Raw genomic sequence first — 23250 nt, 5'->3', positions numbered from 1 at the left:
TCGTTTTCTTTCGGGTGGTCGTCTGGCCTTATTGTGCCCAAGGACGCTCAGGTCAGGATGAGCCAGCGACGGCAGCCGCCGCCGTGGCCTCGTGGACGATGCGCGCGAGCTCGCGGCGCAGCTCGCCCAGGCCCTCGCCCGTGCGGCTGCTGACGAACACGCGCGGCACCTGCTTGCCCTCGACCGCGAAGCGGTCCACCGGCGTGCGCGGCTCCTGGCCGGGCGCCAGCGCGTCGATCTTGTTGAACACCACCAGCTGCGGCACGTCGGCGGCGCCGATCTCGTGCAGCACCCGCTGCACCTCCTCGACCTGCTCCGGATGGTGCGGGTTGGCCGCATCCACCACGTGCAGCAGCAGGTCCGCGTCCGCGGCTTCCTGCAGCGTGGCCTGGAAGGCGTCGATCAGGCCGTGCGGCAGGTCGCGGATGAAGCCGACCGTGTCCGACAGCGACACCGAGCGGCCCTTGCCCTCGCCGCCCTCCTCGTCGCGCAGGAACAGCTGGCGCGTGGTGGTGTCCAGCGTGGCGAAGAGCTGGTCGGCCGCATAGGCGCGGGCCTTGACCAGCGCGTTGAACAGCGTGGACTTGCCGGCGTTGGTGTAGCCGACGATGGAAATGTTGAAGGTCTCGCGCCGCTCGCGCTGGCGGCGCTGGGTGGCGCGCTGGCGCTTGACCTTGACCAGGCGCTCGCGGGTGCGCTTGATGGACTCGTCGATCATGCGCCGGTCCAGTTCGATCTGCTTTTCGCCCGGGCCGCCGCGCACGCCGGCGCCGCCGGTCTGGCGCTCCAGGTGCGACCAGCGCCGCACCAGCCGCGTGCTCAGGTACTGCAGGCGCGCGAGCTCCACCTGCAGCTTGCCCTCGTGGCTGCGGGCGCGCTGGGCGAAGATTTCCAGGATCAGCAGGGTGCGGTCGTTGACCGGCAGGCCCATGTGCCGTTCCAGGTTGCGCTGCTGCGCGGGGCTGAGGGACTGGTCGAACAGGATCTCGCTGGCGCCGGTTTCCTCGGCCAGCTGCTTGATCTGGTCGGCCTTGCCCTTGCCGACGAACAGCGCCGCGTCGGGTGCCTTGCGCTTGGCCGTGACGCGGGCGACCGGCTCCATGCCCGCGGTCTGGGCCAGCTGGCCCAGTTCCTCGAGCTCGGCGTCGAAATGCGGGAGGCCCAGGTCCACCCCCACCAGGATGGTGGCGGCGGCCGGGCGGTCGGGTGATGCGGTCAAGCCGGCAACCAGGAAGAACTGCGGAACAGGCACCCGCTTGCGCGGGCGCCGCGGAACGGCGGCTTCAGCTCGCGGGACCCTCGCCGGCTTCGCTCGGCGAGAAGTTCACCGCGCGGCCGGGCACGATGGTGGAGATGGCGTGCTTGTAGACCATCTGCGTGACGGTGTTGCGCAGGAGCACGACGTACTGGTCGAACGATTCGATCTGGCCCTGCAGCTTGATGCCGTTGACCAGGTAGATCGAGACCGGCACGTGCTCGCGGCGCAGCGTGTTCAGGAAGGGGTCTTGTAGTAGCTGCCCTTTGTTGCTCACGATATTCTCCGTGTTCCGGCGTTGTTGGAAGTTGCACATTACCACAGCAAGGCGCGCTGGCGGTCAAGCGCTGGCTGACCAGTTGCCGCCGGCTGGGCGGAAAACAAGACCGGCGGGCGGACTTTCGTGACCGGCTCGGGCGCAAGCGCGGCCCCGCGCTGCGGCGCCGGGCTCAGTCCTTGTCCGCGTACGGGTTCTTGCTCGTGCGCATTTCGACGCGCAAGGGCGTGCCCACGAGGTTGAATTCCTTGCGGAAGCGCCCTTCCAGGAAGCGCTTGTAAGCGTCGGTCACGTGTTCCAGCGAGTTGCCGTGGACCACGATCACCGGGGGGTTCATGCCGCCCTGGTGGGCGTAGCGCAGCTTGGGCCGGAACATGCCGGCGCGCTTGGGCGACTGGAACTGCACCGCGTCGAGCACCAGCCGGGTGAGCACCGGCGTCGACATCTTGATCATCGCCGAGCGGTACGCGTTGGCGATCGAGCCCCACAGCGGGCCCAGGCCCTGGCGCTTCTGCGCGGAGATGAAGTGCATCTCGGCGAACTTGAGGAAGGGCAGGCGCACCTCCACCTGCCGGCGCACCAGTTCACGGGCGTAGTCGTCCACCGCGTCCCACTTGTTCACGGCCATCACCACGGCGCGGCCCGACTCCAGGATGTAGCCGGCGATGTGGGCGTCCTGGTCGGTGACGCCCTGCGTGGCATCGAGCAGCAGCAGCACGACGTTCGCCGACTCGATGGCCTGCAGGGTCTTGACCACCGAGAACTTCTCGATCGCCTCGAACACCTTGCCCTTGCGGCGCAGGCCGGCCGTGTCGATCAGCTCGAACTTCTGGCCGTTGCGCTCGAAGGGCACGGAGATCGCATCGCGCGTGGTCCCGGGCAGGTCGAAGGCGACCAGGCGCTCCTCGCCCAGCCAGGCGTTGATCAGGGTGGACTTGCCGACGTTGGGACGGCCCGCGACCGCCAGCTTGATGGTGCCGGTGCCTTCGGACTCGTCGCTCTCCTCGTCCTCGGGCAGGTTCAGCGGGTCGAAGGCCGCATCGACCACGTCCCGGATGCCCTGGCCGTGCGCCGCCGAGATGGCGTACAGCTCGCCCAGGCCGAGCTCGTAGAACTCGGCCAGCTGCGGGCCTTCCTGCATGCCCTCGGCCTTGTTGGCCGCCAGCACGGTCGGCTTGCCCAGCTTGCGCAGGAAGTTGGCGATGTCATGGTCCTGCGCGGACACGCCGGCGCGCGCATCGACCACGAAGATGACGACGTCCGCCTCGGCCACCGCCTGGCGCGTCTGCTTGGCCATCTCCTTGTAGATGCCGGACTCGGCCGTCGGCTCGAAGCCGCCGGTGTCGATGACGATGAACTCGTAACGGCCCTGCTTCGCGTTGCCGTAGTGCCGGTCGCGCGTGAGGCCCGCGAAGTCCGCGACGATGGCGTCGCGCGACTTGGTCAGCCGGTTGAACAGCGTCGACTTGCCGACGTTGGGGCGGCCCACCAGGGCCATCACCGGCTTCATGGAAGGAAGTCCTCTCTGGCTTACTGCGGCGCGAAACCGAACACGCCGCCGTTGCGGGTGACGACGACGAGACTGTTGGCCGCGACCACGGGGGCGGCGGCAATCGCGGAGCCGTCAGTGGCGAGCCGGGTGAGCAGCGTGCCGTCCTGGCGGGACAGCAGGTGCACGAAGCCGAAGCCGTCGCCGACCACCACCGAGCTTCCCAGGGCCAGCGGCGCCCCCAGGCCCCGGTGCAGCAGGCGCTCGTTGACCCAGGCCCGCTGGCCGTCCTCGCGCTTCCACGCGACCACGCGGCCGTCGTTCTCGGCACCGAACACCGAAGTGCCGTCGCCGCCCACGCCCTCGCCGCCGTTGGCGCGCTGGGTCCAGAGGGTGCGGCCGTTGACCGTGTCGACGCAGCCCACCGCCGCCTGGAAGGCGCGCGCGCAGACCGAGTCGCCCACGCGGCTGACGCGGCCGACCAGGTCGACCAGGCGCTCGATGTCGTTGATGCCGCGGGCGGCGGCGATGGTGGATTCCCAGCGCACGCTGCCGTTCGAGGGGTTCAGGCCGACCAGGCGGCCGCCCTGCCCCACCACCAGCGTGTCGCCCACGGGCAGCATGACGCCGGCCTGGCGCAGCACCAGGGGTTCGCCCGTGCGCTGCTGGGACCACAGGCGCCGTCCGGTGCCGCCATCGAAGGCGCTCACCGAGCGGTCCCCGCCCAGCACGAAGACGCGGGCCCCGGCCACCAGCGGCGGCGTGTACGACAGCGCAGGCAGCTTCTGGCGCCAGACTTCCTTGCCGCTGGCGAAGGCGACGAGGTCGTTGCCGCGGGTGATGACGGCGGCGGTGCTGCCGTCGAAGCCGACGCCGGCGGCGATGGGCGCGCCGGCGCTGCCGCGCCACTGCTCGCGCCCGGTGGTCGCGTCGAAGCCGACCACGGTGCCGTCACCGCCCGCGACCGCGACGGCGTTGCCGCTGACGCCCACCACGAGCGGGAAATCGACGTTGGGCACGCGCGCCGACCAGGCCTGGCGCACGCCCAGCAGCTTCGGGTCGGGCTGCAATTCCGCAGGCTTCGGCTTCTCCGAAGAGCCGAACCAGCTGTTCGGCAGCAGCGCGCAGGCGGACAGGGACAGGAGGGCCGCGGCTGCGAGGGTGCGACCGATCATGGCAACTGCACGGCTCATGACTTGGCGGCCTCCGCCGGCTGCGCCTTCAGCGCCGCGACGTCGACGCCGAGTGCGGTCAGCTTGACCTCCACCAGCGCGCGGTAGTCGGTGTCCGCCGCCAGGCCCTTCCAGGCCCTGGTGTATTCGGCCTTGGCCTGGTCCTTCTTGCCCTGCAGATTGTAGATGTCGCCGCGGCGGTCGGCCACGAGCGGCTCGAACTGCGCCGGGACAGCGCCGGCGAGCTGCTTGAGCGCGTCGTCGTAGGCCTTGGTTTCCACCAGCAGGCCGGCCAGGCGCAGGCGGGCGAGGGCCTGGTAGCCCTCGTCGCCGGACTTGTCCGCCACCCATTGCAAGGCGGCCTTGGCCGCGTCGGGCTTGCCCTTTTCCGCCAGCACCTTGGCGGCGAGCAGGCCCGCCTGCTGCGCGTAGGAGGTGCGGCCGAACTTGTCCTGGACGTCCTTGAACGCCTGCTCCACCCGGCCGGTGTCGCCGCTGGCCGCGGCGCGCTCGACCTCGTCGTACAGCACGGAGGCTTCCAGCGCCTGCTTGCGCTGCCAGTACTGCCAGCCGTTGAAGGCGGCATAGGCGCCGAGCGCGCCGATCAGCACCCAGGTGATCAGGTTGCCGTATTGCTTCCAGAAGTGCTTGATGTCGTCAAGCTTCTCCTGTTCCTCGAGGTCGAAATGTGCCATGTAAAGCCCAGTGTGCGGGCGAGATTGTAGTTACCTGAGGGAGGCAGCCCACTGCTGCGCCGCATCCAGCGGCTGCAGCACCTGCGCGGCGTCGCGGTCGCGCAGGGACTTGACCGCCACCTTGCCCTGGGCGACCTCGTCCGCGCCGAAGACCAGCGCATGGCGGGCGCCGCTGGCGTCCGCCTTCTTGAACTGCGATTTCATGCTGCCCGGGCCATCGGCGCCGCCTGCGTGCTGCACGACGCGCACCCCGGCCGCCCGCAGCGCCTCGAGCGTGGAAATCACCGGCGCCAGCGGCGTGCCGGGCGGGACGATCGCATAAGCGTCGGCGGACGCGTCCGGCACCTGCACCTGCAACTCCTGCAGCAGCAGCAGCAGCCGCTCGATGCCCAGGCCGAAGCCCACGGCCGGGGCCGGCTTGCCCCCGAGCTGGGCGATGAGTCCGTCGTAGCGGCCGCCGCCGCACACCGTGCCCTGCGAGCCGAGCTGGTCCGTGACCCACTCGAACACGGTGAGGTTGTAGTAGTCCATGCCGCGCACCAGGCGCGGGTTGACGCGGTAGCCCAGGCCCACGGCATCCAGCGCCGCCTTGACCGCCTCGAAGTGCGCGCGCGACGCCTCGCCCAGGAAGGCGATCAGCTGCGGCGCGCCCTCGATCAGCGCCTGCATCGCGGGGTTCTTGCTGTCCAGGATGCGCAGCGGGTTGCTGCGCAGGCGGCGCCGCGAATCCTCGTCCAGCGCCGCGGCGTGCTGCTCGAAATAGCGCACCAGCGCCTCGCGGTGCTGCTGGCGCTCGTCCGGCTGGCCCAGGCTGTTGATCTCCAGGCGCACGTCCTTGCCCTCGGCCAGGCCCAGCTCGCGCCACAGCGCGCGCGCCATCAGGATCATCTCGGCGTCCACGTCCGGGCCGGCAAAGCCCAGGGCCTCGACGTCGAGCTGGTGGAACTGGCGGTAGCGGCCCTTCTGCGGCCGCTCGTGCCGGAACATGGGGCCCACGGTCCACAGACGCAGCGGGCCGTTGTACAGCGCGTTGTGCTCGATCATGGCCCGCACGATGCCGGCGGTGGCCTCCGGGCGCAGCGTGAGCCGGTCGTCGTTCATCGCGTCGACGAAGGAATACATCTCCTTCTCGACGATGTCGGTCACCTCGCCGAGCCCGCGCACGAACAGCGCCGTCGGCTCCACGATGGGCGTGAGCAGGTACTGGTAGCCGTAGCGGCCCATCACCGTGCGCACGCAGGACTCGAACCATTGCCACAGGCCGGAATCGGGCAGCTTCTCCGTGCGCGGCACCGAGGCCGGCAGGATGTCGTTCATGCCCTTGACGGCAACGAGCTTCTCCGCCTTCTTCGCGGCGGCATTCCTGTTCTCAGTGGTCATGTCTCAGGCGGTCTCGGCGACGTCGTGGCCGTAGCGCTTCGCGATGTAGTTCTCGACGATCTGGTGGAATTCGCTGGCGATGTTGTCGCCGCGCAAGGTCATCGCCTTCTGCCCGTCGATGAACACGGGGGCGGCGGGCGCTTCGCCGGTGCCGGGCAGGCTGATGCCGATGTCGGCATGCTTGCTCTCGCCGGGGCCGTTGACGATGCAGCCCATGACGGCCACCTTCATCTTCTCCACGCCGGGATACTTCGCGCGCCAGACCGGCATCTGCGCGCGCAGGTAGTCGTCGATCTGCTTGGCCAGGACCTGGAAGGTGGTGCTGGTGGTGCGGCCGCAGCCCGGGCAGGCGGTGACGCTCGGCACGAAGCTGCGCAGGCCCAGCGCCTGCAGGATCTCGGAGGCGATCACCACTTCCTGGGTGCGGGACTCGCCCGGCTGCGGCGTGAGCGACACGCGGATGGTGTCGCCTATGCCTTCCTGCAGCAGGATGCCCATGGCCACCGAGGAAGCGACGGTGCCCTTGGTGCCCATGCCGGCCTCGGTCAGGCCCAGGTGCAGCGGGTAGTCGCAGCGGCGCGCGAGCTCGCGGTAGACGGAGATGAGGTCCTGCACGCCGCTGACCTTGCAGGACAGCAGCACCTGCTCGTGGCGCATGCCCAGCTCCTCGGCCAGCCGCGCGGACTCGATCGCGGAGGTGATGAGCGCCTCGTACATCACCTGCTTCGCGTCCCAGGGCTGCGCCCGGGCCGCGTTCTCGTCCATCAGCTGGGCGAGCAGTTCCTGGTCCAGGCTGCCCCAGTTGACGCCGATGCGCACCGGCTTGTCGTACCTGAGCGCCGCCTCGACCATCTGCGCGAACTGGCGGTCCTTCTTGTCGCCCTTGCCCACGTTGCCCGGGTTGATGCGGTACTTGGACAGCGCCTCGGCGCAGGCCGGATAGTCGGTCAGCAGCCGGTGGCCGTTGTAGTGGAAGTCGCCGATCAGCGGCACCGCGATGCCCATGCGATCGAGCTGCTCGCGGATGTAGGGCACCTGCTGCGCGGCCTCGGGCGTGTTGACCGTGATGCGCACCAGCTCGCTGCCCGCGAGCGCCAGTTCCTTGACCTGGATCGCGGTGCCGATGGCGTCGACCGTGTCGGTGTTGGTCATCGACTGCACGCGCACCGGCGCGTCCCCGCCCACCGTGACCACGTTCGCGCCCCAGGCCACGCGGGCCTGGACGGAGCGGCGCGCACGCGGCGCCGCGGGTTCGATCGGCAGGCACACTTCGGGCTTCATCACTTCACTTCGAAACGGGCCACGTTGTCGCGCGACACCGGGCCGAGGTTGTAGGGCTTGCCGCGCACCTGGACCTCGGTCGCCTCGACGCTGCCGATCACGACGGACAGCGGCAGCGCTCCGGTGGCGCCGGCGCTCTCGCCCGGCTCCATCAGCTTCTGGAACACGGTCGTGCCCTTGGCGTCGGTGACCTGCACCCAGGAGGGAGCGCGGGTGCGGAAGGTGACGACGCCACGCGCGTCGATCGGGCCCGAAGCGGCGAGCTGCGGCGCCGCGGCCACCGGCGCGCTCGCTGCGCCCGTCACGGGCGGTGCGACGCTGGTGGTTGCCGCAGGAGCGGCAGCGGAGAGGGGCGCGGGATCCGCCGCGGGCGGCGCGGTCCCGCTCAAGGACGTATCCAGCGGCACCACCGGCGGGGGGACCGTGGTTGCGGCCACTTCGGCCGGCGCCGCCGCGGGCTCGGGCCGGTCCGCCGGCGCCACCGCCTCGTAGCCGCGTTGCAGCATGGGCAGGAAGACGATCACCAGGGCGCCCAGCAGCAATGCGCCGACGGTCAGCGCCACGGGGCGCGAGACCTGGTCCAGCAGCCCGGGGCTGGGGCCGTCGCCGGGGGCGCGGAACGGCGCGTTGATCTGCTGGCCGTCGTCGACCAGGCGGGGCCTGGCGGTCTGGGGCAGGCGCTGCAGCACCGGCTGCGCATCGACCTTGAGCGTGCGGCAGATGCTGGAGGCCAGCGCCCGCACGAACACCGCGTCGCCCAGCACGTCGTATTGGTCCTCCTCCAGGGCTTCCAGCTTGCGCAGGGGCACCTTCAGGTTGGCCGCGAGCGTCGCCGCGTGCAGGCCCGCCGCCTCGCGCGCCTCGCGCAGCAGCGTGCCGGCCGTGACGCCGTCATCGGGAGCGACGGCCTCATTCATCGAAGGCCTTCCGGTCCAGGGACGCGCGCTCGCGCGATTGCGGGAAGCGCTTGCGCAGCTGCTCGCTGAGCTGGCTCATCGCCTGCGCGTCGTTCATCCGGTTCTCGACCTTGATCCCCAGCCACAGCGACTCCGCGTTCGCCAGCTCGCTGTTGTTCAGGCGGCGGATGTAGAACTGCGCGCGCGGGTAGTCGCCCTTGCGGTACAGGACGTTGGCGAGGTTGTAGCCGGTGACGGGATTGCCCGCATCGAGCTCGTAGGAGCGCGCGAGGCTGCGCTCGGCTGCCTCCACCTGGCCGGCACGCGCCTGGCACACGCCCATGGCGAGGAAGGTGCGCGAGCGGCCCGAGTACAGCGGATTCGTCAGCGCCTGGTAGAAGCCGGCTTCGGCCTCGGCGTAGCGGCCCTGCTGGCACTGCAGCCACGCGTAGTTGTGCAGCGAGTCGGAATCGCGCGGGTTGAGGGCCACGGCGCGGCGGAAGCTTTCCTCCGCCTGGCGCGCGTCGCCCAGGCGCATGTAGATCAGGCCGCGCAGGTTGTACGCGTCCGAGTAGTTCGGATCGAGGGTCAGGACCTGCTTGAGCTCGTCGAGCGCGATCTCGGTCTTGCCTTCCTCGAAGTAGCTCGAGGCGAGCTCCAGGCGAATGCGCGCGCGCTTGCGGTTGTCGCTTTCCTCCGCCGGAGCAGTCGTGTCCGCCGTCATCTGCTGCGAGTGCGGGGCGGCGCAACCCACGAGCATGCTGCCGAACACACCGGCGAGCGCGACGGCCGCCAGTCCTCCCGCCGTGAGGCGGCTTGCTGCCGCCATGGCTTTTTTCATGATCCCCTAAGCCTCCTTCGTCGTGTCCGCGGGGACCGGCTGGAGCATCACCGTGCGCTGCTGCGCGATGCGCCGGTCGACCCGGGTGCGGTCCTTGACGTCGCCGGCCAGCTGGCCGCACGCGGCATCGATGTCGTCGCCGCGCGTCTTCCGCACCGTCGTGACGATACCAGCATCACTCAGGATTTTCGCGAAAGCCTGCACGCGCTGTTGCGGCGAACGCACCAGTCCGGAGGCGGGGAAGGGATTGAAGGGGATCAGGTTCAGCTTGCACGGCACGCCGCGTCCGCCGTGCGTCTGCACCAGGCGCGCCAGTTCGCGCGCGTGCTCCGGCGTGTCGTTCACGCCATCGAGCATGCAGTACTCGAAGGTGATGAAGTCGCGCGGCGCGGGCACCAGGTAGCGGCTGCACGCATCGAGCAGTTCGGCGATCGGGTACTTCTTGTTCAGGGGAACGAGCTTGTCGCGCAGGTCGTCGTTCGGCGCGTGCAGCGACACCGCCAGGGCCACCGGGCAGTCCTCGCCCAGGCGGTCGATCATCGGCACGACGCCGGAGGTCGACACGGTGACCCGGCGGCGGGACAGCCCGTAGCCATGGTCGTCCAGCATCGTGCGCAGCGCCGGAACCAGCGCCGCGTAGTTCTGCAGCGGCTCGCCCATGCCCATCATCACCACGTTGGAGATGACGCGCTCGCCGCCGGTGCCCAGGTGCCGGCGCAGGAAATGCTCGGCGAACCAGAGCTGCGCGACGATCTCGCCGGTGGAGAGGTTGCGCGAGAAGCCCTGGTGGCCGGTGGAGCAGAAGCGGCAGCCCACGGCGCAGCCGGCCTGCGAGGAGATGCACAGCGTGCCGCGGTCGTCCTCGGGGATGAAGACCGCTTCGACGGCGTCGCCGTTGCCAACGTCGAACAGCCACTTGATGGTGCCGTCGGCGCTCTCGTTCTGGGTGATGACCGGCAAGCCCTCGATGCGGGCGCTGCCCTGGAGCTTGTCGCGCAGCGACTTGGCCAGGTCCGTCATGGCCGCGAAATCGCTGGCACCCTTCTGGTGGATCCAGCGGAACAACTGCGTCGCCCGGAAGCGCTTTTCCCCGAGCGACGCGCAGAAGCCGGCCAGACCCTCGAGGTCGAAATCGAGCAGGTTGGCCGTCATCGCATGCACGTCGCCGGGCCGCCCCAAGACGTGCCGCTCCCCCCCGGGGGGATGCGGAACGAAGTGGAGCGAGGGGGCGACATCTATCGGGCGTAGATGTTCATCGCCGGGAAGAAGAAGGCGACTTCGTTCTTCGCGGTCTCGGCGGCGTCCGAACCGTGCACGGCGTTGGCGTCGATGCTGTCGGCGAAGTCGGCGCGGATGGTGCCCGGGGCGGCCTTCTTGGGGTCCGTGGCGCCCATCAGGTCGCGGTTCTTCAGGATGGCGCCCTCGCCTTCCAGCACCTGGATCATCACCGGGCCGGAGATCATGAAGTCCACCAGGTCCTTGAAGAAGGGACGCTCCTTGTGCACGGCGTAGAACTGCTCCGCTTCCCGGCGCGACAGGTGCGCCATCCTGGCGGCGACGACCTTCAGCCCGGCAGCCTCGAAGCGGGCGTAGATCTGGCCGATCACGTTCTTCGCCACGGCGTCGGGCTTGATGATGGAAAGGGTGCGTTCGATAGCCATGTAGGTTTCCTGAGCTTGTGTTTTAGGGTTTTGCCGGAGGCAGAAAGTTCGGCAAAGCCCGCAATTCTATCCGGGAGGCGTGCCGGTTGCCTCGCAGGGAGACATTCACCGCAGAGGCGCAGAGGGCGCAGGGCCACAGGGGATTTCCCCGGTAGGATTCCCTGCGTTTCCCCTGCGGTGAAGGTCGTTCCCTAGCGACCGCGTCCACCGCCGCCACCGCCGCCACGGCGGCCGCCCCGGCCACCGCCGCCGCCGCCGCCCGGCATGCCGCCGCCGGGGCCGCCGCGGCGCTGCCGGTTGAAGCTGTCGGCGCCTATGTAGCCCAGCGAGGTCTTCATCGGATCGGGCTGGTTGCCTGCGCCACCACCCCCACCCCCACCGCCACCACCACCGCCGCCGCCCGACTTGCGCCGGCCCTGGCCCTGGCCCTGGCCCGGCTGTCCCTGGCGCGTGGCCAGCGGATTGGGCTGGCGCGAGGACGGTCCGCCCTGGGGCCGCGGGCCATCGCCCCGGTTGTCGCCGCGGCGCTTGTTGCGCCCGCCGCCGCCCTTGCCTTCCCCGTGCTGCTGTCCGCGCTCGGGGCGCGCCAGCCCCGGCACGCCGGCGGCGCGGGTGAGCGCGTTGATGTCGGGCTCGTCCAGCTCCATCCAGGCGCCGCGCTTGAGGCCCCGGGGCAGCACCATGGCGCCGTAGCGGATGCGGATCAGGCGGCTGACCGCGTGGCCCACCGCCTCGAACAGGCGGCGCACCTCGCGGTTGCGGCCTTCGCTGATGGTCACCCGGTACCAGACGTTGGAGCCCTCGCCGCCGCCCTCGTCGATCGAGCCGAACTGGGCGCGGCCGTCATCGAGGTCCACGCCTTCGAGCAGCCTCTGCCGCTCCTCGTTGCTCAGCGCGCCGAGCACGCGCACCGCGTACTCGCGCTCCAGCCCGAAGCGCGGGTGCATGAGGCGGTTGGCCAGCTCGCCGGAACTCGTGAACAGCAGCAGGCCCTCGGTGTTGAGGTCCAGGCGGCCGACCGACTGCCACTTGCCCTGCTGCAGCCTGGGCAGCTTGCGGAACACCGTGGGCCGGTTCTGCGGGTCGTCATGCGTGACGACCTCGCCGACGGGCTTGTGGTAGGCGATCACGCGCGGCGGCGGCGGCGCGATGCGCAGCCGGATCGGCTTGCCGTTGACCTTGATCTGGTCGCCGAACTGGATGCGCTGGCCGATGTGCGCGGGCTCGTTGTTGACCGAGATGCGGCCCTCGAGGATCAGTTGCTCCATCTCGAGCCGCGAACCCAGGCCGGCCTGCGCAAGCACCTTGTGCAGCTTGGGCTGCTCGGGCTGCGGCGCCAGCACGCGCTTGGCCGGGCCCGCCTCGGGCGCCTCTTCCTCGGCATCGAAGCGGCCGGTGACGACGTCCTCGAAGCGGACGGCGGGCACCGGCGCCGGTGCCGGACCGCGCTTGGCGCGCGCCGCGCGTTGCGGGCGCTCGTCGTCCTCGTCGTCGTCCTCGTCCCGGTCCTCGTCGTCCTCGCCGCGCTGGGCGTCGTCCGCCACCGCCTCGGTCCTGGCGACCGCCGCCTGCTGCGCCGCGGGTTCGGGGGGCACGGCTTCCGCGGGCACGGGCGCACCGGCTTCGGACTCGCGCGGGCCCGGCTCCTGCGGGCTGTCGTCGGACGGCGCGCGGGCCATCGAATCGGTGGGATCGTTCATGCTCGGGTCTCGATGGCGGGGGCCGGGGTGTTCAGAGGTCGCCGGGCTGGGGCGGCCGGTCTTCGCCTGCGGCCGCTTCGGCGGTCGCCGTTTCGTCCGGACCGGGCTCGGGGGAATCGATGGCCAGCTCGGGCTGCGGCTCGGCGCCGCGCGCCAGCGCCTCGAAGACGCCTTCCTGCGCCGGGCTCTGCAATTCGGGCAGCTGGTCCAGGGAGGCGAGGCCGAGGTCGTCGAGGAACTGGCGCGTCGTGGCATACAGGCCGGGGCGGCCGACCGCTTCGCGGTGGCCGATCACCTCGACCCAGCCGCGGTCTTCCAGCTGCTTGAGGATCTGCGTGTTGATCGTGACGCCGCGGATGTCCTCCATGTCGCCGCGCGTGACCGGCTGGCGGTAGGCGATGATGGCCAGGGTCTCGAGGGCGGCGCGGCTGTACTTGGGCGGTTTCTCGGGATGGAGGCGGTCGAGGTACTCGCGCATCTCCGGGCGGCTCTGGAAGCGCCAGCCGCTGGCCACGCAGACGAGCTCCACGCCGCGCTGCGCCCACTCGTGCTGCAGCTCGCCCAGGAGTTCCTTGACCGTGTCGGCCCCGAGCTCGTCGTTGAACAGCACGCGCAGCTCGCGCACGGTCAGCGGCTGCTGGGTGCAGATCAGCGCGGTTTCGAGGACGCGCCTGGCATCCGCCGTATTCATCGTGTTGTCGTGTGGAAGGGTGCCTCGCGCGGCACGGCAGTTCTGGGCCCTGGGCTCTTCATCGTGTCGCCGCTGCGCGCCCTCGTGGGACGCTCAAGCGGGTGCCGGGCCGGACACGCCATGGAAGGCCGCCGCGGTCGGCTGGCTCGTGAGCCATTCGGATTCATTGTAACGCAGGCCCCAGTCCGCCCACGCGGCGCGCAGGTCGGCCGGCAGCGCTGCGTGGAAGGCCAGCGGCGCGCCCGTGACGGGATGGGCGAACGCCAGGCGAAAAGCGTGCAGCGCCTGGCGCTGCAGGCCGGCAGCCGCCGCCCCGCCGTACAGGGGGTCGGCCACGAGCGGATGGCCCATGTGGGCCGCGTGCACCCGGATCTGGTGGGTGCGGCCGGTCTCCAGCGTGCAGAGCAGGCCGCAGCCCTGCTCCGCCTGGTCCAGCAGCTGGAACACCGTGGCGGCCGGCTTGCCTGGATGCCGGGCCGCATCGACCACCGCCATGCGCAGCCGGTTGCGCGGGTCGCGCCCGATCGGCGCATCGACCCGCCGTTGCGCGGGGCCCTGCCAGGGCCGGTGGGCCAGCGCGAGGTACTGGCGCGCCACCTCGCGCGCGGCGATCTGCGCCACCAGGCGGTCCATCGCTGCGCGCGTGCGCGCCACCACCATCAGGCCGCTCGTGTCCTTGTCCAGCCGGTGCACGATGCCCGCGCGCGGCAGCATGCGGGCGCCGGCGTCGCGTGCCAGCAGCGCATTGAGCAGCGTGCCCCGCCAGTTGCCCGGTGCCGGGTGCACGACCAGGCCGGCGGGCTTGTCGATCACCAGCAGGTGCTCGTCCTCGTGCAGCACGGTGAGCGGGATCGCCTCGGGCACGAAGGCCTGGCTCTGGGGCGTGGGACGCAGCTCGATCTCGCCGGCCTCCCCGGCTTTCACCCGCTGCGACGCCTTGGTCACGGCCGCGCCGCGCAGGCGCACGGCGCCGCCTTCGATCAGCTGCTGCAGGTAGCTGCGCGAGAACTCGGGCACCAGGTGCACGAGCGCCCGGTCCAGGCGCTCGCCATGGGCGGCGGCGTCGATGACGAAAGGCCGCGTCTCCGCTTCGGCGCCGGGTTCGTCCAGCAGGTCCTCGGAGGGATCCTGCGAGGGGTCGGTCGATATAATGGCTCGCCCTTCAGGTCAAGAGAGTTGCATGCTTGCTCGCGCCAAATTATCGGTGGTCCCCCTCGCCCTCGCCGCATCCGTGCTCGCGGGGTGTTCCAGCCTGAAGGACGACGACAAGACCGCCAGCTGGAGCCCGAACCGCATCTACTCCGAGGCGAAGGACGAGATGAACTCGGGGTCCTACGACAAGGCGATCCCGCTGTACGAGAAGCTGGAAGGCCGCGCCGCCGGCACGCCGCTGGCGCAGCAGGCGCAGCTGGAACGCGCCTACGCCTACTACAAGCAGAACGAGCAGGCACAGGCCCTGTCCACGCTGGACCGCTTCATCAAGCTGCACCCGGCCAGCCCCGCGATGGACTATGCCCTGTACCTCAAGGGCATCGTCAACTTCAACGACAACCTGGGCATGTTCTCCTTCCTGACGCGCCAGGACCTGTCCGAGCGCGACCAGAAGGCCGCCAAGGAATCCTTCGAGGCCTTCCGCGAGCTGGTGGCCCGCTTCCCCGACTCCAAGTACACGCCCGATGCGCGCGCGCGCATGACGTACATCGTCAACTCGCTGGCGAAGTACGAGGTGCACGTGGCGCGCTACTACTACAGCCGCGGCGCCTACGTGGCCGCGATCAACCGCGCGCAGAACGCGCTGGCCGACTACCGCGACGTGCCCGCGCTGGAAGAGGCCCTGTTCATCCTGATGCGCAGCTACGACTCGCTCGGGATGGCGCAGCTGCGCGACGACACGCGGCGGGTGCTGGAGAAGAACTATCCGCAGAGCACCTACCTGAGCGGCAACGGACCGGGGGTCAGCAAGCCCTGGTGGCAGGTCTGGTGAGATGAAAAGGGGCCGCGCATGCGGCCCTTTTTTTCGCTGGCGTGCGCGCGTTCGCGCCCTCACCGCCACCGCTGCAGATCCCGGCTGATCGCCGCTCACTCCTGCAACGCGTCCAGCGCCTCCTCGAACTCCTCTTCGCTGCCGATGCGGCGCATCGGCGGCAACGCCGACAGCAGCCGCCGGCCGTACCCCATCTGCTCCAGGCGCGTGTCGCACACCACCAGCAGGCCGCGGTCGCTCTCGCGCCGGATCAGGCGGCCGGCGCCCTGCTTCAGCGCCACGGCGGCCTCGGGCACGAAGTACTCGTTGAACGGATTGCGTCCCTGCGCCTGCAGGCGCTGGCCGCGCGCTTCCACCAGCGGGTCGCCGGGCGGCGGGAACGGCAGCTTGTCGATGATCACCAGCTGCAGCGCGTCGCCCGGCACGTCCACGCCTTCCCAGAAGGAAGCGGAGGCCACGAGGATGCAGCCGGGGCGCCCCTGCGCCGCACCTTCGCGGAAGCGCTCGATCAGCCGGCGCTTGGGCCACTGGCCCTGGACGAGCACCTCGAGCTCCGCCGAACCCGCGAACCGCGCCTGCAGCTGCTCGCCGATCGCGCGCAGGGCCCGCAGCGTGGTCGTGAGCACCATGGTGCGCCCGCCGATGCGCAGCGCGGCGCGTTGCGCCACGCGCGCCACGGCGTCGCTGTGCGCCGGGTCGTTGGGCTTGGGGATGCCGCGCGGCAGGTACAGGGCGGCCTGGGCCGGATAGTCGAAGGGACTGGCCACGCGCAGCACCTCGGCCTGGCCGAGGCCGCAAGGCTCGGTGAACCAGGACAGGCGCGCGTCGTCGCCGAGCGTGGCGGACGTGAACACCCAGGCCCGGCGCGAGCTCTCCGCCTCGGGGTCCGCGTCGGTCTTGAGCATCTTGTGCTGCACCGCCTCGGCGATGTCCAGCGGCGACTCGATCAGGCGCAGGTGCGTGCCGGCGTCGACCCAGCGCACCGCGCCTTCCTGCGCCGGCTGCTCGAAGCCGCGCGCGCGCTGCGCCAGCAGCACCGCGCGCTCGTGCAGGCGCACGAAGTCGGGGGCGATCTCGCTGACCGTCGCCAGCCCTTCGGCGGCCAGATCCAGGGCGGACGCGAGGGCCGCCAGCGCTTCGCTCCAGCGGGCCGCGTCCACTCCGTCGGGCGCGGGACCGGTCCAGCGCAAGCGCGCGCCCGGCGGGGTGCGGCCGATCACGAGGCGCAAGTCGCGCGCCGCACGCTCCAGGGTGCCGGCCGCAAGCTGCCAGTCCACCAGCCCGCGGGCGAACTGCAGGCCGGCGCCCAGCAGGTCGCGCGTGAAGTCCAGCACCTGGCCGGTGCCCAGCTGGCGACCGAGGAACTGCACGCCGGTCTCGTTCAGCTGGTGGGCCTCGTCGAAGATCACCACGCGCACGCTGGGCAGCAATTCGGCCATGCCCGATTCGCGCACCGCGAGATCGGCGAAGAACAGGTGGTGGTTGATCACCACCACGTCGGCCGCCATCGCCTCGCGGCGCGCGGCGTTGACGTGGCAGCCGCGGAACTTGGGGCACTGCGAGCCGAGGCAGTTCTCGCGGGTCGACGTGACCAGCGGCAACACCGGTGAGCGTTCGTCCAGGCCGGGCATTTCGGCCAGGTCGCCGCTGCGCGTGCTCTGCGCCCATTGCTCGATCTTGGCCAGCGTGCGCAGCGCGCCGTGGTCCGGCAGGTTGGCATCGCGCCGGGCCAGTTCCAGCCGGTGCGTGCACAGGTAGCTGCCGCGGCCCTTGAGCAGCGCCATGCGCACGGGCAGCCCCAGCGCCTCGGCCAGGCGCGGCAGGTCGCGCGCGAACAGCTGGTCCTGCAGCGTCTTGGTGGCGGTGGACAGCAGCACGCGCTCGCCGCTCAGGAGCGCGGGCACGAGATACGAGAAGGTCTTGCCGACACCGGTGCCGGCTTCCACGACCAGCGCGCCGCCGTGCGCGATCGTGCGCGCCACGGCCGCGGCCATCTCGGTCTGGCCCGCCCGCGGTCGGAACGCTTCGGCCGTGCGCGAGAGCACGCCGCCGGGGGCGAAGACTTCGCGCGCGAGCTGTTCCAGGTCCTGGGCGGCCGCGGGCCAGGCCGCCCCGGGCTCGTCGTGGCGCCCGGGCGACGCAACTGCCGATTCCGTCATCACGCGGGTTCTTTGGGGTCGAGCACGAGTTCCAGCCGCGCGATCTGGTCGCGCAGGGCCAGGCGGCGCTTCTTCAGGCGCCGCATCATCAGTTCGTCGACGGGGCTCTCCTCGGACGTGCGGTCGATCATGGCGTCGAGGTCGGCGTGTTCCATGCGCAGCTCGATGAGGCGCCGCTCGGGAGAGTGGAGGTTGGAGTCCAAAGGTAATAAGCGGGGCGCCGCTGCGGGATCGTTCAATAATACGTCCTCGACCGTCATTATTCGAGCGCACGCGCAGCAGCGCCACTTTTCCCGCCCATGAGCAGCAGCAAAGGTTACCGACTCACCGCGTCCACCGGCATCCATAAGGGGGACCGGGAGTACCAGCAGGACCAGATCAACCTGATCACCCACCCGCGGGTCAATGGCTGCGTGCTCGGCGTGGTGGCCGACGGCATGGGCGGACGCAGCGGCGGGCGCAAGGCTTCGGACCAGGTCATGATGACGTGCAAGCAGCTGTTCGACCGCTATTCGCCCACCGTGGACGACGCCCCCACCGTGCTGCGGCAGATGGTGCAGGAGTCGCACCTGGTCATCAAGCTGACCGCCATCTCGGCGGAGCAGGAGCCGCACAGCACGATCGCGGCCTTCATCATCAATCCCGACGGCGAATGCCACTGGGTGCATGCCGGTGACTCGCGCATCTACCACTTCCACGGCAACCAGCTGGTGAAGCGGACCATGGACCATTCCTACGTGCAGACGCTCGTCGACCGCGGCGAGCTGACGGAGGACGAGGCCAACGTGCACCCGCAGTCCAACATCCTCATGGGCTGCCTGGGCGCCGAGGAAGACCCGCCGGCGGACCTGCACACGATTTCGCAGCTGCGGCCGGGCGACACGCTGCTGGCCTGCAGCGACGGCGTCTGGCACTACTTCAGCTCCGAGGAGCTGGGCTCCGTGCTGTCCTCGCTGTCGCCGCGCGAGGCGAGCGAGTTCCTGATCGAGAAGGCGCGCTCGCGCGCCCACGGCGGCGGCGACAACCTGTCGCTGGTGATCGTCAAGCTGGAGCCGCTGGCCAGCAGCGCCTGAGGCCCGGCCCTCAGCGGGCCGGCGGCGGCAGGTCCGGCGAAGCCGGCTTGGTGCGCTTGGCGTTGCGCTCGGCGACTTCGGCGCGGTGCTGCTCCGCTTCCTTCAGCCGTGCGTCGTGCTCGGCCCGGTTCTTCGCCGCCTGCGTCGGCGTGGGGCCGTGGCTCGCGGGCTCCTGCGGCTCGCGCGGCTTGCCCTGCGAGCCCAGGGCGCCGTGCGGCTGCTTCACGCGCGGGCTGCGCTGCTCGTGCTCGGCCTGCTCCGACGCCTTCTTCGCAGCCTTCTCGGCGGCGCGCGCATCCCGCTCCTGCTGCTCCGACGCGGCCTTGGCCCGCTTTTCGGCCGCTTCCTTCTGGCGCTCGGGCGAGCTGCGTGCGTCGATGTCCTTCTGGCGCTCGGCCGCCTTGCGCTTGCGCTCGGCCTCGTTCAGCACGCGTTCCTGGCGCTTGAGGTCGTTGGCCACCACGTTGTGCTCGCGGCGGGCCTCGTCCAGGCAGTCGTTGACGGCGAACTTCGCGCGGCAGGCCTTCTGGGCCTCGGCGTAGCGCGCCTCGGCGGCTTCGCGCTCGCTCTTGATGCGCGCGCGCTCGGGCGCGTCGTTCGGCGCCTGCGCGTGGGCGGCGAAAACGGCAAAGGCGAGGGCAACGGGGATCAGGTGCTTCATGTCAGGCGGGTGTCGACCGTGCGGTGCTCGAGGGCCAGGAATTCGGTGGACTGCATCTCGTTCAGGCGCGACACGGTCCGCGGAAACTCGTGGGCCAGCGGCCCTTCGGTATACAAGGCCTCGGGGGGGACCTCGGCCGACAGGATCAGTTTGACACGGCGATCGTAAAGAACATCCACCAGCCAGGTAAACCTGCGTGCTTCGGAGGCATTGCGCGCCGACATCCGCGGCACGTCGCTCAGCAGCACGGTGTGGAACTGGGTGGCGATCTCCAGGTAGTCGTTCTGCGAGCGCGGCCCGCCGCACAGCGTGCGGAAATCGAACCAGACCACGCCGCCGGCCTTGCGGCGGGCACGGATCTCGCGCTGCTCGATGTGCAGCACGGCGTCCTCGTCGTGGCTCTCGGCCAGCCGGGTGAAGGCCTCGTCCATCTCGGCGTCCGCCTGCGCGCCCAGGGGCGTGTGGTAGAGCCGCACCTGCTCCATGGTGCGGCGCCGGTAGTCCGTGCCGTTGTCCACGTCGATCACCTGCAGCTTCTCGTTCAGCAGCGCGATGGCCGGCAGGATGCGGTCGCGGTGCAGCCCGTTGGGGTAGAGGTCGTCCGGGCGGAAGTTGGAGGTGGTGACGAAGCCCACGCCGTTGTCGAACAGCGCGTCCAGCAGCCGGTGCAGGATCATCGCGTCCGTGATGTCGGCGACGTGGAACTCGTCGAAGCAGATGAGGCGAAAGCGCCTGGCGATGCGCCGGCCCAGTTCGTCGAGCGGATTGACCGTTCCCTGCAGCTCCGCGAGCTCGCGGTGCACCTCGCGCATGAACTCGTGGAAGTGCAGGCGCGTCTTGCGCACCACCGGAACCGCCTGGAAGAAGCAGTCCATCAGGAAGCTCTTGCCGCGCCCCACCCCGCCGTACATGTACACGCCACGGGGAATCGCCGGCCGGTTGATCAGCTTCTTGAACGCGTTGGACCGCTGCTCCTTGTACTCCGCCCACTCCGCCGCGCAGCGGTCCAGGGCGGCGACGCCACGCAACTGCGCCGGGTCGCTGTCATACCCCCGCGCCTTCAGTTCGTCGTAATAGACGTCGCGAACGGTCATGCGACAGCCTTCACCGCGAAGACGCGGAAGGCGCGGAGGGCCGCAGGGAAAGCATCGGGATTTCCCTGCTTCTTCCCTGCGTTCCCTGCGCCTTCGCGGTGAAGGACTTTCAGAAGTTCAGCGTCCGCTTGTCCACCGCCAGCGCCGCTTCCTTGGTCGCTTCGGACAGCGACGGGTGGGCGTGGCAGATGCGGGCGATGTCTTCGGCGGAGGCCTTGAACTCCATGGCGACGACGGCCTCGGAGATCAGCTCGCTGGCCATCGGGCCCACGATGTGCACGCCCAGGATCTCGTCGGTCCTGGCGTCGGCCAGGAACTTCACCATGCCGGTGGTGTCGCCCAGCGCCCGCGCGCGGCCGTTGGCCATGAAGGGGAAGGTGCCGGCCTTGTAGGCCACGCCGTCCGCCTTGAGCTGCTGCTCGGTGCGGCCCACCCAGGCGATCTCGGGCGAGGTGTAGATCACCCAGGGGATGGTGTTGAAGTTGACGTGCCCGTGCTGGCCGGCGATGCGCTCGGCCACCGCGACGCCCTCTTCTTCCGCCTTGTGCGCCAGCATCGGGCCGCGCACCACGTCACCGACCGCCCACACGTTGGGCAAGTTGGTGCGGCACTCCTCGTCCACGAGGATGGCGCCGCGCTCGTCCAGCTTCAGGCCCACGGCTTCCGGCTTCAGGCCGATCGTGTTGGGCACGCGCCCGATGGAGACGATCACGTGGTCGGCGTCCAGGGTCTGCTGCTCGCCCTTGGCGGTGGTGTAGGCCACGGAAACGCCCTTGCCGGCCGTCCTGATCTCGCCGACCTTCACGCCCAGCTCGATCTTCAGGCCCTGCTTGGTGAAGGCCTTGTGCGCTTCCTTGGCGATCTGCTCGTCGACCGCGCCCAGGAAGGTGGGCAGCGCCTCCAGCACGGTGACTTCGGCGCCGACCCGGCGCCACACCGAGCCCATCTCCAGGCCGATCACGCCGGAGCCGATCAGCACCAGCTTCTTCGGGGCCGCGGGGATGCGCAGCGCGCCGTCGTTCGACAGGATCTTGTCCTCGTCGAAGGCCACGCCGGGCAGCGCGCGGGCGTTGGAACCGGTGGCCAGGATCACGTGCTTGCCGAGGAGGGTTTCCTCGCCGACCTGGATCTCGTAGCCCGCATCCGTCTTCTTGCCGAAGGCGCCGCGGCCGTGGAAGAACGTGACCTTGTTCTTCTTGAACAGGTACAGGATGCCGTCGTTGTTCTGCTTCACGACCGCGTCCTTGCGCGCCAGCATCTTCTGGATGTCGATGCTCAGGCCCTGGACGGCGATGCCGTGGTCGGCGAAGTGCCTGGCGGCGTGCTCGTAGTTCTCCGACGACTGCAGCAGCGCCTTGGACGGGATGCAGCCCACGTTGGTGCAGGTGCCGCCCGGGGCCGGGCCGCCCGCCTTGTTCTTCCACTCGTCGATGCAGGCGGTGTTGAAGCCGAGCTGCGCCGCGCGGATGGCGGCGATGTAGCCGCCGGGGCCGCCGCCGATGACGACCACGTCGAATTGCTTTGCCATCTGCCGCTCCTCAGATATCGAACAGCAGGCGGGCCGGGTCTTCCAGCGCTTCCTTCATCGCCACCAGGCCCAGCACGGCCTCGCGGCCGTCGATGATGCGGTGGTCGTAGGACATGGCCAGGTAGTTCATCGGGCGGACCACGACCTGCCCGTTCTCCACCACCGCGCGGTCCTTGGTCGCGTGCACGCCCAGGATGGCGGACTGCGGCGGGTTGATGATGGGGGTGGACAGCATCGAGCCGAACACGCCGCCGTTGGAGATCGAGAAGGTTCCGCCGGTCATCTCCTCGATGCCCAGCTTGCCGTCACGCGCCTTCTGGCCGTACTCGGCGATCTTCTTCTCGATGTCGGCGAAGGACATCTGGTCCGCATTGCGCAGGATGGGCACCACCAGGCCGCGCGGCGAGCCCACCGCGATGCCGATGTCGAAGTAGCCGTGGTAGACGATGTCGTTGCCGTCGACGGAGGCGTTGAGCACCGGGTACTTCTTGAGCGCGTGCACCGCCGCCTTCACGAAGAAGGACATGAAGCCGATCTTGACGCCGTGCTCCTTCTCGAACTTCTCCTGGAAGCGCTTGCGCATCTCCATCACGGGCGCCATGTTCACCTCGTTGAAGGTGGTCAGGATGGCGTTGGTGGACTGCGACTGCAGCAGGCGCTCGGCGACGCGGGCGCGCAGGCGCGACATCGGCACGCGCTGCTCGGGACGCTCGCCCAGGTCGGGCGCGGACACCGGTGCGGAGACCTGCGCCAGTGCGGGACGCGCGGCGGCAGGCGCCGGCACGGGCGCGGAGACCTTGGCGGTCGTTGCGCCGGCCAGGGCGCCGATCACGTCGCCCTTGGTCACGCGGCCATCGCGGCCGGTGCCGGCCACGGAGCCGGCGGCCAGGCTGTTGTCGGCCATCATCTTGGCGGCCGCGGGCATCGCCACGTCCGACTTGCTGCCGGCGGTGGCGGGAGCCGCGGCGCTGGCCGTCGCAGCGGCCGGCTTCGCGGCAGCCGGAGCCGCCGCGGGGGCGGCGGCGCCGGCCTTGCCTTCGCTGTCGATCCTGGCGATCACCTGGTCGGAGGTGACGGTGCCACCGTCGGCCACCACGATCTCGGACAGGACGCCGCCATTGGGGGCCGGCACTTCCAGCACCACCTTGTCCGTCTCGATCTCGATCAGGATCTCGTCCATCGCCACGGCTTCGCCGGGCTTCTTCTTCCACTGCAGCAGGGTCGCTTCGGCAACCGACTCGGACAGTTGCGGGACCTTCACGTCAACGATAGCCATTTGAATTCTTTCTCTCTGGGTTCTGTGCGACGACACCGCGCCCGGGCGCGGCAGGACCTCGCGCCGCCGCGCATCGATGACGGCGCTTGCGCGCCATGACAGCTCACTGCCTCATCGACGCCGCGCCGGCGGCGAGG

General features: G+C 70.2%; 22 protein-coding genes. 2 read left to right on the top strand and 20 right to left on the bottom strand.

What is annotated here, in order from left to right; translation table 11 throughout:
- Nucleotides 1-52: 52 nt before the first annotated feature.
- The 14 genes from hflX to AC3EGR_RS03690 form a co-directional block, all read right to left on the bottom strand.
- Complete coding sequence (gene hflX, locus AC3EGR_RS03755; RefSeq protein ID WP_488545100.1) at nucleotides 53-1219, bottom strand: GTPase HflX; 1167 nt, start codon at nucleotides 1217-1219, stop codon at nucleotides 53-55.
- A gap of 64 nt (nucleotides 1220-1283) precedes the next feature.
- Nucleotides 1284-1532, bottom strand: coding sequence for an RNA chaperone Hfq (gene hfq, locus AC3EGR_RS03750; RefSeq protein ID WP_488545099.1), 249 nt, complete (start codon nucleotides 1530-1532; stop codon nucleotides 1284-1286).
- Nucleotides 1533-1704: 172 nt separating this feature from the next.
- Nucleotides 1705-3042 (bottom strand): ribosome biogenesis GTPase Der, encoded by a 1338-nt coding sequence (der, locus tag AC3EGR_RS03745; protein WP_488545098.1) that lies wholly within the window; start codon nucleotides 3040-3042, stop codon nucleotides 1705-1707.
- Between the two features lie 20 nt (nucleotides 3043-3062).
- Nucleotides 3063-4196, bottom strand: coding sequence for an outer membrane protein assembly factor BamB (bamB, locus tag AC3EGR_RS03740; RefSeq protein ID WP_488545097.1), 1134 nt, complete (start codon nucleotides 4194-4196; stop codon nucleotides 3063-3065).
- A gap of 14 nt (nucleotides 4197-4210) precedes the next feature.
- Nucleotides 4211-4888 (bottom strand): YfgM family protein, encoded by a 678-nt coding sequence (locus AC3EGR_RS03735; RefSeq protein ID WP_488545096.1) that lies wholly within the window; start codon nucleotides 4886-4888, stop codon nucleotides 4211-4213.
- Nucleotides 4889-4918: 30 nt separating this feature from the next.
- Nucleotides 4919-6268: a histidine--tRNA ligase gene (hisS, locus tag AC3EGR_RS03730; RefSeq protein ID WP_488545095.1), complete on the bottom strand. Its 1350-nt coding sequence runs from the start codon at nucleotides 6266-6268 to the stop codon at nucleotides 4919-4921.
- A gap of 3 nt (nucleotides 6269-6271) precedes the next feature.
- A complete protein-coding gene (gene ispG, locus AC3EGR_RS03725) occupies nucleotides 6272-7549 on the bottom strand; it encodes a flavodoxin-dependent (E)-4-hydroxy-3-methylbut-2-enyl-diphosphate synthase (protein ID WP_488545094.1) in 1278 nt (425 codons plus the stop codon).
- Entirely contained in the window at nucleotides 7549-8466 is a 918-nt protein-coding gene (locus AC3EGR_RS03720) for a helix-turn-helix domain-containing protein (RefSeq protein WP_488545093.1), read from the bottom strand. The genes ispG and AC3EGR_RS03720 overlap by 1 nt, the downstream gene beginning before the upstream one ends.
- A complete protein-coding gene (pilW, locus tag AC3EGR_RS03715) occupies nucleotides 8459-9286 on the bottom strand; it encodes a type IV pilus biogenesis/stability protein PilW (protein ID WP_488545092.1) in 828 nt (275 codons plus the stop codon). The genes AC3EGR_RS03720 and pilW overlap by 8 nt, the downstream gene beginning before the upstream one ends.
- Before the next feature lie 6 nt (nucleotides 9287-9292).
- Nucleotides 9293-10438, bottom strand: a complete 1146-nt coding sequence (gene rlmN, locus AC3EGR_RS03710) for a dual-specificity RNA methyltransferase RlmN (protein ID WP_488545091.1) — start codon at nucleotides 10436-10438, stop codon at nucleotides 9293-9295.
- 83 nt (nucleotides 10439-10521) lie between these two features.
- Nucleotides 10522-10947: a nucleoside-diphosphate kinase gene (ndk, locus tag AC3EGR_RS03705; protein ID WP_488545090.1), complete on the bottom strand. Its 426-nt coding sequence runs from the start codon at nucleotides 10945-10947 to the stop codon at nucleotides 10522-10524.
- A 191-nt stretch (nucleotides 10948-11138) separates the two neighbouring features.
- Nucleotides 11139-12647, bottom strand: coding sequence for a pseudouridine synthase (locus AC3EGR_RS03700; RefSeq protein ID WP_488545089.1), 1509 nt, complete (start codon nucleotides 12645-12647; stop codon nucleotides 11139-11141).
- A gap of 31 nt (nucleotides 12648-12678) precedes the next feature.
- Nucleotides 12679-13338 carry an SMC-Scp complex subunit ScpB gene (gene scpB / locus AC3EGR_RS03695; RefSeq protein ID WP_488545088.1) on the bottom strand — a complete coding sequence of 220 codons (660 nt, stop codon included), beginning with the start codon at nucleotides 13336-13338 and terminating at the stop codon, nucleotides 12679-12681.
- Nucleotides 13339-13431: 93 nt separating this feature from the next.
- The gene (locus AC3EGR_RS03690) at nucleotides 13432-14451 is read right to left on the bottom strand and encodes an RluA family pseudouridine synthase (RefSeq protein ID WP_488545325.1); all 1020 of its coding nucleotides are present in this window, start codon (nucleotides 14449-14451) and stop codon (nucleotides 13432-13434) included.
- 67 nt (nucleotides 14452-14518) lie between these two features.
- Between AC3EGR_RS03690 and AC3EGR_RS03685 the strand changes: the two genes are divergently transcribed.
- A complete protein-coding gene (locus AC3EGR_RS03685) occupies nucleotides 14519-15322 on the top strand; it encodes an outer membrane protein assembly factor BamD (RefSeq protein WP_488545087.1) in 804 nt (267 codons plus the stop codon).
- A gap of 95 nt (nucleotides 15323-15417) precedes the next feature.
- Here the strand turns inward: AC3EGR_RS03685 and yoaA are convergent, their stop codons facing one another.
- Together yoaA and AC3EGR_RS03675 are read right to left on the bottom strand one after the other, a co-directional pair.
- Entirely contained in the window at nucleotides 15418-17481 is a 2064-nt protein-coding gene (gene yoaA, locus AC3EGR_RS03680; protein WP_488545086.1) for a DNA repair helicase YoaA, read from the bottom strand.
- Nucleotides 17481-17684 carry a YdcH family protein gene (locus AC3EGR_RS03675; protein WP_488545085.1) on the bottom strand — a complete coding sequence of 68 codons (204 nt, stop codon included), beginning with the start codon at nucleotides 17682-17684 and terminating at the stop codon, nucleotides 17481-17483. Before AC3EGR_RS03675 ends, yoaA begins: the two co-directional genes overlap by 1 nt.
- 96 nt (nucleotides 17685-17780) lie before the next feature.
- Here AC3EGR_RS03675 and AC3EGR_RS03670 point away from each other — a divergent pair, with 96 nt between their 5' ends.
- Nucleotides 17781-18554 (top strand): PP2C family protein-serine/threonine phosphatase, encoded by a 774-nt coding sequence (locus tag AC3EGR_RS03670; RefSeq protein WP_488545084.1) that lies wholly within the window; start codon nucleotides 17781-17783, stop codon nucleotides 18552-18554.
- Between the two features lie 10 nt (nucleotides 18555-18564).
- Here the strand turns inward: AC3EGR_RS03670 and AC3EGR_RS03665 are convergent, their stop codons facing one another.
- From AC3EGR_RS03665 to odhB, 4 genes are all read right to left on the bottom strand, one after another.
- Nucleotides 18565-19215 carry a hypothetical protein gene (locus tag AC3EGR_RS03665; protein WP_488545083.1) on the bottom strand — a complete coding sequence of 217 codons (651 nt, stop codon included), beginning with the start codon at nucleotides 19213-19215 and terminating at the stop codon, nucleotides 18565-18567.
- Entirely contained in the window at nucleotides 19212-20309 is a 1098-nt protein-coding gene (gene zapE / locus AC3EGR_RS03660; protein WP_488545082.1) for a cell division protein ZapE, read from the bottom strand. Before zapE ends, AC3EGR_RS03665 begins: the two co-directional genes overlap by 4 nt.
- Before the next feature lie 109 nt (nucleotides 20310-20418).
- On the bottom strand, nucleotides 20419-21837 hold the full coding sequence (lpdA, locus tag AC3EGR_RS03655) for a dihydrolipoyl dehydrogenase (protein WP_488545081.1): 1419 nt from the start codon (nucleotides 21835-21837) through the stop codon (nucleotides 20419-20421).
- A gap of 10 nt (nucleotides 21838-21847) precedes the next feature.
- Nucleotides 21848-23113, bottom strand: coding sequence for a 2-oxoglutarate dehydrogenase complex dihydrolipoyllysine-residue succinyltransferase (gene odhB / locus AC3EGR_RS03650; RefSeq protein WP_488545080.1), 1266 nt, complete (start codon nucleotides 23111-23113; stop codon nucleotides 21848-21850).
- Between the last annotated feature and the right edge of the window lie 137 nt (nucleotides 23114-23250).

Source organism: Ramlibacter sp. G4-7 (assembly GCF_057784995.1).
The sequence above is the reverse complement of the archived record's forward strand: the minus strand, read 5'-3'. Positions and strand labels throughout refer to the sequence as shown.

What these genes read in the sequence shown, in the direction of transcription:
- odhB (WP_488545080.1), bottom strand. Translation starts at nt 23,113, where the DNA reads ATGGCTATCGTTGACGTGAAGGTCCCGCAACTGTCCGAGTCGGTTGCC.
- AC3EGR_RS03735 (WP_488545096.1), bottom strand. Translation starts at nt 4,888, where the DNA reads ATGGCACATTTCGACCTCGAGGAACAGGAGAAGCTTGACGACATCAAG.
- AC3EGR_RS03700 (WP_488545089.1), bottom strand. Translation starts at nt 12,647, where the DNA reads ATGAACGATCCCACCGATTCGATGGCCCGCGCGCCGTCCGACGACAGC.
- AC3EGR_RS03720 (WP_488545093.1), bottom strand. Translation starts at nt 8,466, where the DNA reads ATGAATGAGGCCGTCGCTCCCGATGACGGCGTCACGGCCGGCACGCTG.
- lpdA (WP_488545081.1), bottom strand. Translation starts at nt 21,837, where the DNA reads ATGGCAAAGCAATTCGACGTGGTCGTCATCGGCGGCGGCCCCGGCGGC.
- AC3EGR_RS03665 (WP_488545083.1), bottom strand. Translation starts at nt 19,215, where the DNA reads ATGAAGCACCTGATCCCCGTTGCCCTCGCCTTTGCCGTTTTCGCCGCC.
- der (WP_488545098.1), bottom strand. Translation starts at nt 3,042, where the DNA reads ATGAAGCCGGTGATGGCCCTGGTGGGCCGCCCCAACGTCGGCAAGTCG.
- yoaA (WP_488545086.1), bottom strand. Translation starts at nt 17,481, where the DNA reads ATGACGGAATCGGCAGTTGCGTCGCCCGGGCGCCACGACGAGCCCGGG.
- rlmN (WP_488545091.1), bottom strand. Translation starts at nt 10,438, where the DNA reads ATGACGGCCAACCTGCTCGATTTCGACCTCGAGGGTCTGGCCGGCTTC.
- AC3EGR_RS03670 (WP_488545084.1), top strand. Translation starts at nt 17,781, where the DNA reads ATGAGCAGCAGCAAAGGTTACCGACTCACCGCGTCCACCGGCATCCAT.
- pilW (WP_488545092.1), bottom strand. Translation starts at nt 9,286, where the DNA reads ATGAAAAAAGCCATGGCGGCAGCAAGCCGCCTCACGGCGGGAGGACTG.
- bamB (WP_488545097.1), bottom strand. Translation starts at nt 4,196, where the DNA reads ATGATCGGTCGCACCCTCGCAGCCGCGGCCCTCCTGTCCCTGTCCGCC.
- zapE (WP_488545082.1), bottom strand. Translation starts at nt 20,309, where the DNA reads ATGACCGTTCGCGACGTCTATTACGACGAACTGAAGGCGCGGGGGTAT.
- ndk (WP_488545090.1), bottom strand. Translation starts at nt 10,947, where the DNA reads ATGGCTATCGAACGCACCCTTTCCATCATCAAGCCCGACGCCGTGGCG.
- hisS (WP_488545095.1), bottom strand. Translation starts at nt 6,268, where the DNA reads ATGACCACTGAGAACAGGAATGCCGCCGCGAAGAAGGCGGAGAAGCTC.
- ispG (WP_488545094.1), bottom strand. Translation starts at nt 7,549, where the DNA reads ATGAAGCCCGAAGTGTGCCTGCCGATCGAACCCGCGGCGCCGCGTGCG.
- AC3EGR_RS03685 (WP_488545087.1), top strand. Translation starts at nt 14,519, where the DNA reads ATGCTTGCTCGCGCCAAATTATCGGTGGTCCCCCTCGCCCTCGCCGCA.
- scpB (WP_488545088.1), bottom strand. Translation starts at nt 13,338, where the DNA reads ATGAATACGGCGGATGCCAGGCGCGTCCTCGAAACCGCGCTGATCTGC.